Raw genomic sequence first — 16,972 nt, forward strand, 5'->3', positions numbered from 1 at the left:
TGCTATTTGGGATACAGCGGTGGCAAACTCCCGGTTTCACCAGTAGGCAGCAACACCTGCTCGGCCGGTGGAATGGTGCCAATCGCCCGCCACAACTCATCGCCATGCCAGTACTGGCCGCTTTCGCTGTACAGCGCACCGTTCAGGCCATCCAGTGCATCGGACAACGGAACGAAGCGGGCGGCCATGTCGGCCAGGGTTTCCGGTTGCTGGCGCGCCCAGGCATCGAGCGCCTGGCGCGTGGCCTGAGGGTCGTTGGCCTGGCAGGCGCGCTTGATGTCGTCGAGCAAGGTGCGTGGGCTTGGGCCGTTCTGCGCCGCGCGCAATACCGCCGGCTGGGAACGTGCCCGCCACCAGAGGGCGAAGCCCAGCACGGTGGTGAGGGCGAACACCAGGGTGGCCAGCTGCCAGGGCCACAGCAGCGAGCTGCCGCTGCGGCTGTCGCCGACCGGTGTTTCGGCGCTCAGCGCCGGGTTGTCCTGCACGTCCAACGTACGGGCTGGCAGGCTGGAGTGCTCAAGATGGTCTTCGCGGGTGTTCCACCAGGTGACCTCCAGCGCCGGCAGTGCCAACTGGCCGCTGTGGATCGGCACCAGTGCCTCGCGCTCTTCGCGGTTGGCGGTCATGCCGCGCTCATTGATTTCGTTGCGCAGCAACGGCTGGTCGGGGTAGCGGCGCAGGCCAGTGATTTCAGTGGCTGGCAGGGGTGGAAGCTGGGTGCTGGAGAGGCCCTCGGCGCGCAGGGTGATGTTGCGGGTCAGCGAGTCGCCGATCTGCACCTTCTGTTGCGCAGGGTCAGGGTTCAGTGCTCTTCCAGGGTCAGGTTGCGGGCGGGCAGCCACGGCGTGTCGGCTGGCCAGGCGGCAGGAATCGGGCGCACTGCCAGGCGCAGCGGCAGCGAGCTGACCTGCAGCTGGCGGCCTACCCGTGTGTTGCCAGCCGGTTGCTGGGCGTTGTCGGCGGCGGTGGCGGTGAAGGTCAGCGGTGGAATGTCCAGAGAGCCGCTCTGCTGCGCGTACAGTGCGTAACGGGTTTCGATCACGCCATGGCGAATGCCGTTGATGTCCTTCTCGTAGGTGCGCGATTCACCCAACTGCTCGACCTTGGCGTTCTCCAGTTGCAATGGACTCAGGCTGCTGTCGTCGTACAGCGACACCGAGTGGTAGATGCGCACGGTCAGCACGGCCTGTGCCTGGACATACACCTCGTTGCTGTCGAGGCTGGCTTCGATGAACACCTGAGCTGCGCTGTCCGGCCGGCTGGCGTCGGCCTGCACCACCTGCAGCTCGATGGCCTGGCTGCGCGACTGGCCCAGTTGCAGTTCGGGAATGACCAGGCTGCCACTGCGCCGTGGCAGCAGGGTGATGATCCAGCGAGTGCTGGCGCGGGTTTCGCCGTCGAGGGTGTGCAGGCTGTTCAGCTGGCGCGTGCCGCGCACTTCGAAGTCGCCTTCCAGTGCACGCAAGTCGGGTTTACCGAACTGGGTGACGTCCTGGCTTTCCAGGGTCAGTTCCAGGGTTTCGCCAGCTTCCAGGCGAGTGCGGTCGACGCTGGCTTGCAGGCTGAGTTGGGCCTGGGCCACCAGGGCCCACAGCAGACAGATAACAAAGACGCCGAAGCGACTCATCGTGGATTTTCCTGATGCAGTTGCTGTTCATACCAGAATTTGCGCCGCAGCAGCTCCGCCGGGTTGTCGGGGATCTCTCGCAGCCATTGTTCCAGAGCCTGGCGTTGCTCTGCATCGAGGCTGGTCGACACCGGGCGTTGCGGCGGCTGGGTGACGCTGTCGTCATCACCACCCTGAGTACTAGCGGTTGATTGACCGTTCTGACTGCTTTCGCCGGGTGCTTCGGCAGCTTGTTCGTTGTTGCCGGGTGTGCCCTGGGCTGGATTGCTGGCCGAGCTGCTGTTGCCCTCGGTTTCGCTGCCAGGCGTGCCTTGGGCATCGTTTTTGGCCGGTGGTTCCTCGGCCTCTGCTTCGCGTTGCTGCAACATTTGCTGGACCAGGGCCTGGTTTTCCAGCGCTGCTTGCAGGTCGGGCTGGCGCTCCAGGGCTTGCTCATAGGCATCCAGGGCGGCTTAGTTCGCCGCTGTGGGCCAGGGCATTGCCTCGATTGTAGTGGGCCGCGGCACTGTTGCTCTGTGCGAATGCCTGGGCGGCGCCTGCGAAGTCACCGGCCTGGTAAAGCGCCATGCCTCGCCATTGTGGGTCCTGGAAGTGGCGTGCAGCCTCCGCCGGACGCTTTTGCTCAAGCAGACGCTGGCCTTGCTGGTCGGGGCGCAGCCACAGGTCGTTGAATTCGAAGGCCTGGCTGGGCTGCGGCAGGGCCAGCAGCAGCGGCAGGCAGAACAGCCAGCCGCGCCGACCGGCGCAGGCCGCCAACAGCAGCAACGGCAGCAGCAGCCAGTAACCTTGGTCGGCCCAGCTGTCCAGCTGCACGCTCTGGCCATCGTTGCGCAAGGCGCGGGGGTTGTCGAACAGGCCCAGGCCACGCAGGTCGAGATCGTCGATGCGGGCGTGGCGATAGCGCCCGCCGGTACTGCTGATGAAGGCCTTGAGGCTGGCGCTGTCCAGGCGCGGCAGAAGGATGCCGCCCTGATCGTCCTTGAGGAATTCGCCGTTGGCTTGGCGCACCGGTGCGCCTTCACTGCTGCCGATGCCCAGCATCAGCAGACTCGGCCCTGGCGGCCCAGGGCATGGACGATGCCCTGGCGTTCCGGTTCGCTCAGCGCCGAGCCGATCAGCAGCAGACGCCCCTGGCCCAGGCCGCTCTGGGCCAGCAGCGACAGACCTTTCTGTACGGCCAGGTCAGCGCGCTGGCCGGCTTGCGGCATGATCGACGGGTCGATGGCTTCAAGCAGGTTGCGCGTGGTGCCCAGGTCATCGGACAGCGGCACTAGCGTGTGTGCGCTGCCGGCGTAGACGACGAGGGCGGTCTGGCTGTCGCGGCGGTGTTCGAGCAAGTCGAGGACTTTGCGCCGGGCCTGCTCCAGGCGGTTGGGCGGGCTGTCTTCGGCGAGCATCTGCGGGGTGAGTTCCAGCAGGATCACCAGCGGGTCGGCCGGGCGTTGGCGGGTTTCTTCCACGCGCTGCCAACTGGGCCCAAGCAAGGCCAGGACCACCAGCAGCCAGGCCAGCCCCAGGGCCACCCACGGCAGTTTGCTGGTACTGCCACTGCCACCGCCGAGCAGCACCGGGTGGAAGGCGGGCGGCAGGATCATCTGCCAGCGCCCGGCGCGCTTGCGCCGGTGCCACAGTTTGAACAACAGCCAGCCGAGTACCGGCAGCACCAGCAGCCAGAGCGGGCGAAGCCATTGAGGCCAGAGATCGATCATCGCCGCCTCCTCAGGCGCAGGCGCTTCAGGCGCTGGCGCCATTCCGGGTGAGGCTGCAGAAAGCTTGGTTTGCGCAGCACGCGTTGTAGCAGGTTGTCCGGCCATTGCACGGCCACCACCAGCAGCACGCTCAGCAACAATGCAAGGGCCAGCGGCCAGGCGTACAAATCTTTGGCTGTGCGGGCCTGGGTCGGTTGCTGGGCCACCGGCTCCAGTTGGTCGAGGGTATCGCCGATGGCGTCCAGTTCGGCACCGTCGTGGGCGCGGAAGTAGGTGCCATGGGTAATGTCGGCAATCTCCTTGAGCGAGGCTTCGTCCAGGTCCAGGCTCGGGTTGAGGCCCAGCAGGCCAGGGTGCCGCTGGCCTCGGGGTTGGCACCGATACCGATGGTGTAGATGCGCACGCCTTCCTGTGCGGCCAGGCGCGCGGCGGTCAGCGGGTGGATCTGCCCGCCATTGTTGGCGCCGTCGGTGATCAGCACCAGCACCCGGCTCTGCGCCGGACGCTCACGCAAGCGCTTGACCGCCAGGCCAATGGCGTCGCCGATGGCCGTGTTCTTGCCGGCGATGCCGATCTGCGCCTCATCAAGGAAGGTGCGTACTGTGCGCCGGTCGAAGGTGAGTGGTGCCTGCAGATACGCCTGGCTGCCGAACAGAATCAGGCCGACCCGGTCCCCTTCGCGGTCCTGCAGGAAGTCGCCGAGCAGCGCCTTGACCAGGTCCAGGCGGCTGATGTCCTCGTCCTTCCACTGCATGTCGGGGAAGTCCATTGAGCCAGAAACATCCACGGCCACCAGCAAGTCCCGGCCGCTGGCGGACACCGGCACCGGTTCGCCCAGCCACTGCGGGCGGGCGGCGGCGCACAGCAGCAAAAGCCAGATCAGCACGTAGGGCGCCTGTTGCCGCCAGGTCGGCAGATTCAGGCGTGCCCGGCGCCCGGCCAGCCCTTCCAGTTCGTCGAGAAAGCCCACTTTGAGCACCGGCTCGCCGCTGTCGGCGGCAGGCAGCAGCAGGCGCGCCAGCCACGGCAGTGGCAGCAGCGCGAAGACCCACGGCCAAGCCAGCTCAAACATGCTTGCGGATCCAGGTTTCGACCGCCTGGCTGAGCCCGGCGATGGCTTTGTCGTCGAGTTTGCACTCGGGTTTGTAGGCGCCTTCGACCAGTATCATCCAACAGGTCAGGCCGGCGGCCGGGCAGCGGTTGTCGAGGAAGGCCAGCCACTGACGACCGTTGAGGGTATGGCTGTTGGCACCGGGGTAGTGGTTGCGGCACAGGCGCTTGAGCAGGGCGTTGATCTGCTGCAGCCAGGCACCGGCTGGGGCGCCGTCATAAGGGCGTGGCAGGCGTGCCAGTTCGGCCAGGGCCTCTACGCGCACCGGGTCAAGCGGTTGCTCGGCGCGCACGATCGGGCGCTTGCCAGGGCGCCAGCGGCGCAGGCGCCAAAGGCCCCAAGCCAGCAGCGGCAGCATGGCAAGCAACAGCCACCATCCCGGTGCGGGCGGCCAAAGGCCGATGGCCTTCGGCGCGATCAGCGGTTGCAACTGGTCCAGCGGGTTCATTGCCGGCTCCCGGGGCGCTGGGCGTTCAGGTATTCGCGCAGTTGCTCGATCATTTCACTTTGGGTGCTCAGCGGCATCATCAGCACGCGCAGTTTCTGCGTCATCAGCTCCCAGCGCTCGATACGGGCTTCGGCCTGTTGCCGGTAGGCCTGGCGCAGGTTGGCGTCCAGTGTGTCGAGTTCCAGCTGTGCGCTGCGTTGGGCGAAGCGCAGCAACCCTGCGGCGGGCAGGGCATGGTCGAGCGGGTCGGACACCGGCAGCAGCAGCAGGTCGCAGTGGCGCGAAAGCATGGCCAGGTGTTGTTCGGCCTGGTCGGTCAACGAGCGTTCGTCGCAGATGACGATAGCCAGGCTGCCGGGGCGCAATACCTCGCGCGCCCGGCGCAGTGCCAGGCCGAGGTTGTCGGCCTGGGGCACGGCTTCGGTGTGCAGGCCCTGGTTGACCTTGGCCAGGCGGTTGAGCAGCTGCAGCAGGCTTTGCTTGCTGCGGCGGGGTTTGACTTCGTGGTGTTCGTTGTCACCGAACACCAGCCCGCCGATGCGGTCGTTGTGGCCGAGCGCGGCCCAGCCGAACAGGGCCGCGGCCTGGGCGGCCAGCACCGATTTGAACATCAGCCCCGAGCCGAAGAACAGCCGCTGGCTTTGTTCGACGAGGATGAAGATGGGCCGTTCGCGTTCCTCGTGGAACAGCTTGGTGTGAGGTTCCTGGGTGCGCGCGGTAACGCGCCAGTCGATGTTGCGCACATCGTCGCCGGCCTGGTAGACGCGCACCTGGTCGAAGTCCACGCCGCGTCCGCGCAGTTTGGAGTGGTGCAGGCCCACCAGCGGCTGCGCTGGCCGGGCCGCGAGAACAGTTGGATCTCGCGTACACGGTGGCGCATGTCGATCAGCTCGGCCAGGCCGATGCGGATGCCGGGGTCGGCCAGCGGGGTGGTGGGCATGGGGTCAGGCTACGGCGACGACGTCGAGGATGCGCTGGACCACTCGGTCCTGGTCGATCCCCGCCGCTTCGGCCTCGAAGGACAGGATGATGCGGTGGCGCAGCACATCGAACAGTACCGCCTGGATGTCTTCCGGGCTGACGAAGTCGCGCCCGGCCAGCCAGGCGTGGGCCCGGGCACAGCGGTCCAGGGCGATCGAGCCGCGGGGCTGGCGCCGTAGGCGATCCAGTCGGCCAGCTCGGCGTCGAACTTGGCTGGGGTGCGGGTGGCCATGACCAGCTGTACCAGGTATTCCTCCACGGCGTCGGCCATGTACAGGCCGAGAATTTCCTTGCGTGCGGCGAAGATTGCCTGCTGGCTGACCCGGCGCTCGGGTTTGGCTTCGCCGCCGAGGGCTTCGCCACGTGCCTGGGCGAGAATGCGGCGTTCGACGGCGGCGTCGGGGAAGCCGATTTTCACGTGCATCAGGAAGCGGTCGAGCTGGGCTTCGGGCAGTGGATAGGTGCCTTCCTGCTCGATGGGGTTCTGGGTGGCCATGACCAGGAACAGCGGGGACAGTTCGTAGGTGCTGCGGCCGACACCGACCTGGCGTTCGGCCATGGCTTCGAGCAGTGCGGACTGGACCTTGGCGGGGCGCGGTTGATTTCGTCGGCCAGGACCAGGTTATGGAAAATCGGGCCTTGCTGGAACACGAAGCTGCCGGTTTCCGGGCGATAGATTTCGGTACCGGTGATGTCGGCGGGCAGCAGGTCTGGGGTGAACTGGATGCGGTGGAACTGGGCTTCGATGCCTTCGGCGAGTTCTTTGATGGCCTTGGTCTTGGCCAGGCCGGGGCGCCTTCGACCAGCATGTGGCCGTCGGCCAGGAGCACGATCAACAGACGTTCGACCAGTTTCTCCTGGCCAGGATCTGGGAGGAAAGAAAGGTGCGCAGCGCGATCAGCGCTTCACGGTGTTCCATCGGCGACGGTTCCTGGGATTGGGCCTGGGCGCGCTGGGAGCGGGTGCCTGGGGCAGGGGGGGATACTTTAATCTATCCGGGGGTGTGGCGACCAATGGCGGTGGGTAAAATTCTCGAAAAGTCAGCCCCACTCCAAACCTGCTCCTGCTCCTGCTCCTGCTCCTGCTCCTGCTCCTGTTCCTGCCCTTGCCCTGTTTTTGCTTTTGCTTCTAGCGCGCGGTAGTTCAGACGCAGCAGATTGCGACTTCAGGAGGCCGAGCGCAGGGCTTGCGGAGGGAGGTGACGGGCATGGATGCCCGTCAAGCGCTGCGGCCCAGGATGGGCCGTACAGCGCGGTCCTCCCGGGAGCAAGACCGAGCGAGGGGACCCCGGAGCGCAGCGTAGGGGCCGGATGTAGGAGCGGCGGTTTTTGCCCACTTTTGCCCAAGAGCAAAAGTGGGTCGCCGTAAAGGCGAAAAGGTGAATAAGCGCCTCCATGGCAAATGGATATCCACGCTGTATAAATGCCTACACTTAATTTTGTTTTTTGTTTTTTGTTTTTTGTTTTTTGTTTTTGTTTTTTGTTGTTTGAAGTTGGTTTTTAAATTTGTAAGCATATCCATTTGCCAAGGCGACGCTTAATCACCTTTCCGCTTTTACAGCGGGTCCCTTTTTTTCGTGGAAAAAAGGAACCAAAAACCGTCGGCTCCTACATCCGGCCCCTACGCTACGCTCCGGGGTTCCCTCGCTCCGGTCTTGCTCCCGGAAGGACCGCGCTGTACGGCCCATCCTGGGCCGCAGCGCTTGACGGGCATCCATGCCCGTCACCTTCCTCCGCAAGACCTCCACTCGGCCTCCTGAAGTCGCAATCTGCTGCGTCTGAACTACCGCGTACAAAAATCAAACAGCAAACAGCAAACAGCAAAAGACGAAATTAAGTTTTAGATGAGAAATGGAAGTTTCGGACTGCTGATGTTGAATGTGCTGGTAGGCAGTAAGGATGATTTGCTGCTTGCTGAACTCGCCAAATTAATCGGAGTTCAGCAAGATGGATAAAATCTATAAGCAAGATACCGTACCCGAAACCACGACATCGTACGTCCTGCGGATAGGCATCTTCTTCGACGGCACCGGCAACAATGCAGGAAACGCCATCCCCACCCACTCCCACCTGCAAGAAAACACAGGCACCGACAGCAGCTATGCCAACGCCAAAACCAACATCGCCCTGCTACACGCGCTATACCCAACCGGCCAGCCGCAAACCACCGCACAAAAGCACTTCCTGAAAATGTACATCGAAGGCATAGGCACTACCCAAGCCAGCGCGGACTCGGCCTTCGGACAGGCCACCGGCCGCGGCCAGACAGGTGTCGAAGCCCGCGTCCAGCAAGCCCTGTCGATGATCGAGCAACAACTGAACAGCTGGCTGCAAACCCACCCGCAACCCGAGCATATCGAGTTCGACCTGTTCGGTTTCAGCCGAGGCGCCGCTGCCGCTCGACACCTGCTCAATAGGCTGCACGACGACACACCCATCTGCTTCCTATGCCCACACCTTAAGACCCGCATCAATTTCATCGGCCTGTTCGACACCGTCGCCGCAATCATCGCCCCCCTGCACAACAGTCTCAGCCAAGGAAAAGCCCGCTTTGGCAAGCTGCGTTTGGGGTTGGCGCCAGGCAAGGCGCGCAAGGTGGTGCAGTTGGTGGCCAGCGACGAGCACCGACACAACTTCCCGCTGGTGCGCACAGACCACGACATCCTCCTGCCCGGCGTACATTCGAACATCGGCGGCGGCTACCTGGAGTCCCTCAGGGAACACGTCCTGTTGTGCAAGCCCAACTCCAGCCGGGTGGCGCTGGCCACGCCAGTCGAACAGACCCGGGCTTACGCAATCACCCGCACTTTGCTGGAGCAGGCCTATACAGAACTGCCATCCCCGAGGCCCCAGTTGCTGACTTGGGAAGAACCCATAGCCGGAAGCCGAAGCCGGCGCGACGACCCGGAAAAACAGGTATATGCCGCCGTTCAGTGGAGCCGTGAGGTGAAGGGGCATTTGTCACGCATCTACCTCAGCATCATGCGTGAACTGGCCGTGCGCGGCGGGGTGCCATTCGCCAGACTCGGCGATGACCCGGCCCATGGGCTGCCGGACGATCTGCAGGCCATCAGCCGCAAATTGCACGACTTCGCCCTGGGCCGCAGGGCTGAGCCGGGGCTGACGCAGGAGGAACACACGCAGCTGCGGGCAAACTACATCCACACCTCGGCAAACTGGAATGCACTCAAGGGCCTGTGCAACAGCTCACTGGATCAGCTGTACATCAACCGGCCCGCCGAAGCAGGCCGGGTCATGCATGCCAACCCAGTGCAGTGATGGGGAGGCAGTTCGCCCTGTGCAGCAGGTTTCAGCGGGCCTTGAGGATCTTCTCGGCGATCATCTGGCCAATCGGGATAGCCGAGGTGGCGGCCGGCGAAGGAGCATTGCAGACGTGCACCATGCGCGGGGTTTCGGCGAACAGGAAGTCGTGAACCAGCGTGCCGTCGCGCATCACCGCCTGGGCGCGGATACCGGCTTCATAGGGCAGCAGGTCTTCGACTTCTAGGGAAGGGCAGTACTTGCGGCACTGCTCCAGGTAGCCACGTTTGAACAGCGAGTTTTTCATCTCGGTGGTGCCGGAACCGAGGTTGTTCCAGATCGTCTTCCAGAAGCCGGGGAAGCGTGCGTACTCGGCGACATCACGCCAGTTCACCGAGAACTTGCGGTAGTTCTCCCGGCCAAAACCCAGCACCGCATTGGGGCCTACCGTGACGCTGCCGTCGATCATCCGCGTCAGGTGCACGCCGAGGAACGGCAGCTCCGGGTCGGGGATCGGGTAGATCAGGTGGTTGACGATCTGGTTCTTGCTTGCCGGCAGGCGGTAGTACTCGCCGCGGAAGGGGATGATCTGATGGTCGATCTTCACGCCAGCCAGGCGGGCGAGGCGGTCGGACTGCAGGCCGGCGCAGGCGACCAGCTGGCGGGCCTGCCAGGTTTGCTGGTCATCGCGGACTTCGACATGGTCACCGTGCTCGCGAATTGCACGCACGGTGGTCGACAAGCGCACTTCACCGCCGGCCTTTTCGATGACCTTGGCCATGGCGTTGCACACGTGCTTGTAGTCGACGATGCCGGTGGCATCGAGGAACAGCGCGCCCAACCCGGCGATGTTGGGTTCGCGGCGCTTGAGTTCGGCGGCATCCAGACGCTCGACTTTCAACCCGTTCAGTTGCGAGCGCTCGTACAGCGCTTGCATGCGTTGCATCTCCAGCGGGTTTGAAGCCACCAGCAGCTTGCCGCAGACATCGAAGGCAATGCCGTGCTCGGTGCAGAAGTCCTTGGTTGCCTGGGCGCCGCGCTTGCACAGCTCGGCCTTGAGGCTGCCGGGTGCGTAGTAGATGCCCGCATGGATCACGCCACTGTTGTGGCCGGTCTGGTGGCGGCCGAGGCTGGCTTCCTTTTCCAGAATCAGCAACGAGGCCCCCGGACGCTGTTCGAGCAGGGACATGGCGGTGGCGAGGCCGACGATGCCGCCGCCGATGATGCAATAGTCGTAGATCATGCTTGGGTACCTTGGAATGCTTGTCGTTTGATCTGCTTATCAGGTTGTCAGACTAAGTAAGGCGTGAAAAACGTCGCGCCACTGTGCGATGAAAACTCCGGGGTCAGTCTAGCGCGGGCAGGTCGATTTTCAGGCGCTTGGCCGAGGCGCGCAGGTGTACTTCGGCACAGGCTGCGGCGGCGTGGTGGTCGCCGCTGGCAATGGCCTGGTACAGAGCCTGGTGTTCGCGGATGGCGTCAGCCGAACCACCGACCGAGTGGGCGGCGGAATTTTCCCACGCAGCACGTCGCGCGCTGGCCAGCTGGCCGCCGAGGAAATCATGGAAGGCTATGAAATAGTCGTTCTTGCTGGCTTCGGCAATGGCGCGGTGAAAGGCCACGTCGGCCACGGAGGCGCTGCTGAAGTCGCTGCGCTGCTCAAGCATCTCCTGCAGGGCCTTGGCCATGTGGGCCAGGTCCTGTTCGTCGCGGCGTCGCGCGGCGATGGCCGCGGCTTGGGTTTCAATCCACAGGCGCATTTCGAACATCTGCACGAGGTCGGGTTTGCGTCCGTTGCTGCCGGGGAAGCGGAACACCGTGCCATTAGGCGTTTGCGAGATGTACGAGCCGAGCCCGCGTCGGGCAATCAGCACACCATCGGCCTTGAGCTGCGCCACCGCTTCGCGCACCACCGAGCGGCTGACATTCAGCTGTTCGGCCAGTTGCTGTTCGGTGGGCAGGCGCGATTCGGCGGCCAGTCGGCCGGAGTCGATTTCTGCACGGATGGCGCTGACGACCCGTTCGACCAGGGTGTCGGGGCGCTGAAGCTCGAGCATGGAAGCGGTTGCCTAATAGTCAGGTTGTCAGACAATGCCTTTGAAAGGGCTGGCCTGTCAATTTTTCCGTGGGTTAGGGCCCTATCGCCGGCAAGCCGGCTCCTACAGTGACCTTGAGATTTGTGGGAGCGGGTTTACCCGCGAAAGGGCCAGAACAGACGAACTCAGAGTTCGCTGATGAAGGTACCGGTACCCTCGAGGATATTGCCCAAGGTCAGCGCCACTTCTTCCAGGTCAGTTCCCTGCGAAGTCAGCACGATCTCCAGTGACTCATCGCCCTTCAACGCATCCCGATCACCGGCCGCCACCTCGATCAGCAGGCGCTGGGCGCTCAAGGTCACCTTCAACCCGTCCAGTGTCGACGGTTCGTCGTCCAGGGTCAGGTCGACCGTGTCTTCGTCCGGGTAACGGGTCAGCAGGAACATCTGCCCCTTGTCGCTGTGGCAGCACAGGGTCGCCATGTTGTCTTCTTCTTCATCGCAGGGCGTGGCGAAGAGCAGGGCGGTTTTGATTTGCATGGGCGGCTCGGATCAAAAGAATTGAGGGGGAATTCTGACAGCCTTGTACGCATCCATAAACGTAAAGTTACCCCCCCTTGACCGAAATTGTCGCAGCGCTGCAAGCGGCAATGACTCATCAGTCGTTAAGCTTCGGCGAGCCCTGAACTTTACCGTCCGCCTTGCCAGGGGTTGGCTATCGTTGATCCCTACATGGCGCACGTAGCGACGCTTCAATTATTACAAAGCCCAAGCGGAGTACCACAGATGGCGTTCTTCACCGCAGCCAGCAAAGCCGACTTCCAGCATCAACTGCAAGCGGCCCTGGCGCAGCACATCAGCGAACAGTCCCTGCCACAAGTGGCGCTGTTCGCCGAGCAGTTCTTCGGCATCATCTCTCTGGACGAACTCACCCAGCGCAGGCTGTCCGACCTGGCCGGCTGCACGCTGTCTGCCTGGCGCATCATCGAGCGCTTCGACCCCGAACAACCGCAGGTGCGGGTATACAACCCCGATTACGAGCGCAACGGCTGGCAGTCGACCCACACGGTGGTCGAGGTGCTGCACCACGACTTGCCGTTCCTGGTCGATTCGGTGCGCACCGAGTTGAACCGCCGCGGCTACAGCATCCACACCCTGCAGACCACGGTGCTCAGCGTTCGCCGTGGCGCCAAGGGCGAACTGCTCGAACTGCTGCCCAAGGGCACCCAGGGCGAGGGCGTGCGCCACGAATCGCTGATGTACCTGGAGATCGACCGTTGCGCCAATGCCGCCGAGCTGACGGTGCTGGCCCGTGAAATCGAGCAGGTGCTGGCCGAAGTGCGGGTAGCGGTCGCTGACTTCGAGCCGATGAAGGCCAAGTTGCGTGAAGTCGTAGGCCTGGTGGAGCAGACACCGTTCGCCCCGGTGCAGCATGAAAAGGCCGAGGTCAAGGCATTCCTCGAGTGGTTGCTGGACAACCATTTCACCTTCCTCGGCTATGAAGAGTTCACGGTCCAGGACGACGGCGCTGGCGGCCAGATGGCCTATGACGAACAGTCGTTCCTCGGCCTGCCACGGCGCCTGCGCGTGGGCCTGACCGCCGAAGAGCTGCGTATCGAAGACTACGCCGTGGCCTACCTCAACGAGCCGCTGCTGCTGTCCTTCGCCAAGGCCGCGCTGCCCAGCCGCGTGCACCGCCCGGCTTACCCGGACTACGTGTCGATTCGTCAGCTCGATGCCGACGGCAAGGTCATCAAGGAACACCGCTTCATGGGCCTGTACACCTCGTCGGTGTACGGCGAAAGCGTGCATGCCATTCCCTACATCCGCGTCAAGGTCAACGAAGTCGAGCGCCGCTCGGGCTTCGATCCGAAGGCGCACCTGGGCAAAGAGCTGGCCCAGGTGCTGGAGGTGCTGCCGCGCGACGACCTGTTCCAGACCCCGATCGACGAGCTGTTCAGCACCGTGATGGCGATCGTGCAGATTCAGGAGCGCAACAAGATCCGCGTGTTCCTGCGCAAGGACCCGTACGGCCGCTTCTGCTACTGCCTGGCCTACGTGCCGCGGGAAATCTATTCCACCGAAGTGCGTCAGAAGATCCAGCAGGTGCTGATGGAGCGCCTGAAGGCCAGCGACTGCGAGTTCTGGACCTTCTTCTCCGAGTCGGTGCTGGCGCGTGTGCAACTGATTCTGCGGGTCGATCCGAAGAACCGCATCGACATCGACCCGCAACAGCTGGAAAACGAAGTGATCCAGGCGTGCCGCTCGTGGCACGACGACTATTCGGCGCTGGTGGTCGAGAACTTCGGCGAGGCCCAGGGCACCAATATTCTGGCCGACTTCCCCAAAGGCTTCCCGGCCGGCTACCGCGAACGCTTCCCTGCGCATTCGGCGGTGGTCGACCTGCAGCACGTGCTGGCACTGTCCGAAAACAGGCCGTTGGCCATGAGTTTCTACCAGCCGCTGACCCGTCTGGGCGAGCGCCTGCTGCACTGCAAGCTTTACCACGCCGATACGCCGCTGGCGCTGTCCGACGTGCTGCCGATCCTGGAAAACCTCGGCCTGCGCGTGCTGGGTGAGTTCCCATACCGACTGCGCCACGCCAGCGGCCGCGAATACTGGATTCACGATTTCGCCTTCACCTACAGCGAAGGCCTGAGCCTGGATATCCAGCAGCTCAACGATATCTTGCAGGACGCGTTCGTCCACATCGTCAAAGGCGATGCCGAGAACGACGCCTTCAACCGCCTGGTACTGACTGCCGGCCTGCCATGGCGCGATGTGGCACTGCTGCGCGCCTATGCCCGTTACCTCAAGCAGATTCGCCTGGGCTTCGACCTGGGTTACATCGCCAGCACCCTGAACAACCATACCGACATCGCCCGTGAGCTGACCCGGTTGTTCAAGACCCGTTTCTACCTGGCGCGCAAGCTCACCCAGGACGACCTGGACGACAAGCAGCAGCGCCTGGAACAGGCGATTCTCAGCGCCCTGGACGATGTTCAGGTGCTCAACGAGGACCGCATCCTGCGCCGCTACCTGGACCTGATCAAGGCCACGCTGCGGACCAACTTCTATCAACCGGACGCCAACGGGCAAAACAAGTCGTACTTCAGCTTCAAGTTCAACCCCAAGCTGATTCCTGAACTGCCTAAACCCGTGCCGAAGTTCGAGATCTTCGTCTATTCGCCACGGGTCGAGGGTGTGCACCTGCGCTTTGGCAACGTCGCCCGTGGCGGCCTGCGCTGGTCGGACCGCGAGGAAGACTTCCGCACCGAAGTGCTGGGCCTGGTGAAAGCCCAGCAGGTGAAGAACTCGGTGATCGTGCCGGTCGGTGCCAAGGGTGGCTTCCTGCCGCGCCGCTTGCCATTGGGCGGCACCCGTGACGAGATCGCCGCCGAGGGTGTGGCCTGCTACCGCATCTTCATCTCCGGCCTGCTGGACATTACCGACAACCTCAAAGAAGGCGGCGTGGTGCCACCGGCCAACGTGGTGCGTCACGACGATGACGACCCGTACCTGGTGGTGGCGGCGGACAAAGGCACCGCGACCTTCTCCGACATCGCCAACGGCATCGCCATCGACTATGGCTTCTGGCTGGGCGATGCCTTTGCCTCTGGCGGTTCGGCCGGCTACGACCACAAGAAAATGGGCATCACCGCCCGTGGCGCCTGGGTCGGCGTGCAGCGCCACTTCCGCGAGCGCGGCATCAACGTGCAAGAAGACCCGATCACCGTGATCGGCATCGGCGACATGGCCGGTGATGTGTTCGGCAACGGCTTGCTGATGTCCGACAAACTGCAACTGGTGGCGGCGTTCAACCACCTGCATATCTTCATCGACCCGAACCCGGACCCGGCCACCAGCTTCGCCGAGCGCCAGCGCCTGTTCGACCTGCCGCGTTCGGCCTGGAGCGACTACGACACCAGCATCATGTCCGAAGGCGGCGGTATCTTCCCGCGCAGCGCCAAGAGCATCGCCATCAGCCCGCAGATGAAAGAGCGCTTCGCCATCGAGGCCGACCGCCTGACCCCGACCGAGCTGCTGCACGCGTTGCTGCAGGCGCCGGTGGACTTGCTGTGGAACGGCGGTATCGGCACCTATGTGAAGGCCAGCACTGAAAGCCACGCCGATGTCGGCGACAAGGCCAACGACGCGCTGCGGGTCAACGGCAACGAACTGCGCTGCAAGGTGGTGGGTGAGGGCGGCAACCTCGGCATGACCCAGCTTGGCCGGGTCGAGTTTGGCCTGCATGGCGGCGCCACCAACACCGACTTCATCGACAACGCCGGTGGCGTGGACTGCTCCGACCACGAGGTCAACATCAAGATCCTGCTCAACGAAGTGGTGCAGGGTGGCGACATGACCGAGAAGCAGCGCAACCAGCTGCTCGGCAGCATGACCGATGAAGTGGCCGGCCTGGTGCTGGGCAACAACTACAAGCAGACCCAGGCTTTGTCCCTGGCAGCCCGCCGCGCCCGCGAGCGGATTGCTGAATACAAGCGCCTGATGGCCGACCTCGAAGGCCGTGGCAAGCTGGACCGCGCCATCGAGTTCCTGCCGTCTGAGGAACAGCTGGCCGAGCGCCTGGCCGCTGGCCAGGGCCTGACCCGCGCCGAGCTGTCGGTGCTGATCTCGTACAGCAAGATCGACCTCAAGGAGCAACTGCTCAAGTCGCTGGTGCCGGACGACGACTACCTGACCCGCGACATGGAAACCGCGTTCCCGCCGTCGCTGGTCAGCAAGTTCGCCGAAGCCATGCGCCGCCATCGCCTGAAGCGTGAGATCGTCAGCACCCAGATCGCCAACGACCTGGTCAACAACATGGGCATCACCTTCGTGCAGCGCCTGAAGGAGTCGACCGGCATGAGCCCGGCCAACGTGGCCGGCGCCTATGTGATCGTGCGCGATATCTTCCACCTGCCGCACTGGTTCCGTCAGATCGAAGCCCTGGACTATCAGGTGCCGGCCGAGGTCCAACTGACCCTGATGGATGAGCTGATGCGCCTGGGCCGTCGCGCCACCCGATGGTTCCTGCGCAGCCGGCGCAACGAGCAGGATGCCGGGCGAGACACCGCGCACTTCGGGCCGAAGATCGCGCAGCTGGGGCTCAAGCTCGACGAACTGCTCGAAGGGCCGACCCGTGAGCGCTGGATGGTTCGCTACCAGAGCTTCGTCGACGCCGGCGTGCCGGAACTGTTGGCGCGCATGGTGGCTGGCACCAGCCACCTGTATACGCTGTTGCCGATCATCGAGGCGGCCGACGTCACCGGGCATGACCCAGCGCAGGTGGCCAAGGCGTTCTTTGCCGTGGGCAGCGCGTTCGACCTGACCTGGTACCTGCAGGAGGTCAGCAACCTGACGGTCGAGAACAACTGGCAGGCCCTGGCCCGCGAGTCGTTCCGCGACGACATCGACCTGCAGCAGCGGGCGATCACCATCTCTGTACTGCAGATGGCCGATGCTCCGCAGGACATGGACGCCCGCGTGGCCCTGTGGGCCGAGCAGCACCGGGTGATGGTCGAGCGCTGGCGCGCCATGCTGGACGACCTGCGCAACGCACCGGGTACTGACTATGCGATGTATGCGGTGGCCAACCGTGAGCTGGTCGACCTGGCGATGAGTGGGCAGGCGGCGGTGGTGCCGTCCTGATCCCAGCGCTGAAATGAAAAAGCCCCGGCAGTGATGCTGGGGCTTTTTTGTTGGGTTTGCCTTCGGTTCTATGGTGTTGCGCAGATCGAGCGCCGCCCGCGCGGCGCATCGCGAGCAAGGCTCGCTCCTACGTTTGTTTCGGGCCAATT

6 protein-coding genes and 5 pseudogenes are annotated in these 16,972 nt (G+C 63.8%); 2 read left to right on the forward strand and 9 right to left on the reverse strand.

Annotated features, from left to right (window positions below):
* Positions 1–2 precede the first annotated feature (2 nt).
* The 6 genes and pseudogenes from PspTeo4_RS01680 to PspTeo4_RS01705 all read right to left on the reverse strand — a co-directional run bounded on the left by PspTeo4_RS01680 (position 3) and on the right by PspTeo4_RS01705 (position 6,795).
* Positions 3–1,627, reverse strand: a pseudogene (locus PspTeo4_RS01680) (BatD family protein).
* A pseudogene (locus PspTeo4_RS01685) lies at positions 1,624–3,336 on the reverse strand (tetratricopeptide repeat protein). The pseudogenes PspTeo4_RS01680 and PspTeo4_RS01685 overlap by 4 nt, the downstream one beginning before the upstream one ends.
* Positions 3,333–4,408 (reverse strand): annotated as a pseudogene (locus PspTeo4_RS01690) (vWA domain-containing protein). The pseudogenes PspTeo4_RS01685 and PspTeo4_RS01690 overlap by 4 nt, the downstream one beginning before the upstream one ends.
* Positions 4,401–4,895, reverse strand: a complete 495-nt coding sequence (locus PspTeo4_RS01695; protein ID WP_322362000.1) for a DUF4381 domain-containing protein — start codon at positions 4,893–4,895, stop codon at positions 4,401–4,403. The pseudogene PspTeo4_RS01690 and the gene PspTeo4_RS01695 overlap by 8 nt, the downstream one beginning before the upstream one ends.
* Positions 4,892–5,835: pseudogene (locus PspTeo4_RS01700) on the reverse strand (DUF58 domain-containing protein). Before PspTeo4_RS01700 ends, PspTeo4_RS01695 begins: the two are co-directional and overlap by 4 nt.
* A 4-nt stretch (positions 5,836–5,839) precedes the next feature.
* Positions 5,840–6,795: pseudogene (locus PspTeo4_RS01705) on the reverse strand (AAA family ATPase).
* A 1,027-nt stretch (positions 6,796–7,822) separates the two neighbouring features.
* Here PspTeo4_RS01705 and PspTeo4_RS01710 point away from each other — a divergent pair.
* Positions 7,823–9,154, forward strand: a complete 1,332-nt coding sequence (locus tag PspTeo4_RS01710) for a DUF2235 domain-containing protein (protein ID WP_322362001.1) — start codon at positions 7,823–7,825, stop codon at positions 9,152–9,154.
* Positions 9,155–9,185: 31 nt separating this feature from the next.
* On the opposite strand, the gene lhgO is transcribed toward PspTeo4_RS01710, so the two are convergent.
* The 3 genes from lhgO to PspTeo4_RS01725 form a co-directional block, all read right to left on the reverse strand.
* Positions 9,186–10,379 (reverse strand): L-2-hydroxyglutarate oxidase, encoded by a 1,194-nt coding sequence (gene lhgO / locus PspTeo4_RS01715; protein ID WP_322362002.1) that lies wholly within the window; start codon positions 10,377–10,379, stop codon positions 9,186–9,188.
* A 103-nt stretch (positions 10,380–10,482) separates the two neighbouring features.
* The gene (locus PspTeo4_RS01720) at positions 10,483–11,193 is read right to left on the reverse strand and encodes a FadR/GntR family transcriptional regulator (protein ID WP_322362003.1); all 711 of its coding nucleotides are present in this window, start codon (positions 11,191–11,193) and stop codon (positions 10,483–10,485) included.
* Between the two features lie 164 nt (positions 11,194–11,357).
* Positions 11,358–11,711, reverse strand: a complete 354-nt coding sequence (locus tag PspTeo4_RS01725; protein WP_322362005.1) for a hypothetical protein — start codon at positions 11,709–11,711, stop codon at positions 11,358–11,360.
* A 246-nt stretch (positions 11,712–11,957) separates the two neighbouring features.
* Between PspTeo4_RS01725 and PspTeo4_RS01730 the strand changes: the two genes are divergently transcribed.
* On the forward strand, positions 11,958–16,823 hold the full coding sequence (locus tag PspTeo4_RS01730; RefSeq protein ID WP_322362006.1) for an NAD-glutamate dehydrogenase: 4,866 nt from the start codon (positions 11,958–11,960) through the stop codon (positions 16,821–16,823).
* Positions 16,824–16,972 lie beyond the last annotated feature (149 nt).

Origin of the sequence: Pseudomonas sp. Teo4, from assembly GCF_034387475.1 — a bacterium.
In the GTDB taxonomy this organism is placed as follows: domain Bacteria; phylum Pseudomonadota; class Gammaproteobacteria; order Pseudomonadales; family Pseudomonadaceae; genus Aquipseudomonas.

Coding starts and splice junctions, on each gene's coding strand:
- PspTeo4_RS01695 (WP_322362000.1), bottom strand. CDS start 4,895: ATGAACCCGCTGGACCAGTTGCAACCGCTGATCGCGCCGAAGGCCATC.
- PspTeo4_RS01725 (WP_322362005.1), bottom strand. CDS start 11,711: ATGCAAATCAAAACCGCCCTGCTCTTCGCCACGCCCTGCGATGAAGAA.
- lhgO (WP_322362002.1), bottom strand. CDS start 10,379: ATGATCTACGACTATTGCATCATCGGCGGCGGCATCGTCGGCCTCGCC.
- PspTeo4_RS01720 (WP_322362003.1), bottom strand. CDS start 11,193: ATGCTCGAGCTTCAGCGCCCCGACACCCTGGTCGAACGGGTCGTCAGC.
- PspTeo4_RS01710 (WP_322362001.1), top strand. CDS start 7,823: ATGGATAAAATCTATAAGCAAGATACCGTACCCGAAACCACGACATCG.
- PspTeo4_RS01730 (WP_322362006.1), top strand. CDS start 11,958: ATGGCGTTCTTCACCGCAGCCAGCAAAGCCGACTTCCAGCATCAACTG.